Below are 248 nucleotides of genomic sequence, written 5' to 3' on the forward strand. Positions count from 1 at the left end.
GATGAAGAAATTTTTATTTGGTGCGTTTGCCGCCATCTGTGCGGCGTTCTCTTTAGCTGCCGTGAACATCAATACCGCGTCTTCTGCCGAACTGGAGGCATTGCCGGGTATCGGTCCGGCTAAGGCGGAGGCGACGGTTTCTTCTGCCGCGCCTAAGGCCGCCCAGCCTGCCGTGAAAAAATAAGTCTGACGGACGTTTGTGCCGTATATGCCGCCCCGAGGCCGAACCGTTTGCCGGTTCGGGCTGA

At 57.7% G+C, this 248-nt stretch carries 1 protein-coding gene; it reads left to right on the forward strand.

Going from position 1 to position 248, the window contains the following annotated elements:
• The first annotated feature begins 1 nt into the window (after window position 1).
• Window positions 2–184, forward strand: coding sequence for a ComEA family DNA-binding protein (locus tag ACTHTS_RS11405; RefSeq protein ID WP_440370106.1), 183 nt, complete (start codon window positions 2–4; stop codon window positions 182–184).
• The last annotated feature ends 64 nt before the right edge of the window (window positions 185–248 follow it).

The sequence above is a fragment of the Neisseria sp. P0019.S003 genome (assembly GCF_051957115.1).
In the GTDB taxonomy this organism is placed as follows: Bacteria; Pseudomonadota; Gammaproteobacteria; order Burkholderiales; family Neisseriaceae; genus Neisseria; species Neisseria flavescens_D.

What these genes read in the sequence shown, in the direction of transcription:
- ACTHTS_RS11405 (WP_440370106.1), top strand. Translation starts at nt 2, where the DNA reads ATGAAGAAATTTTTATTTGGTGCGTTTGCCGCCATCTGTGCGGCGTTC.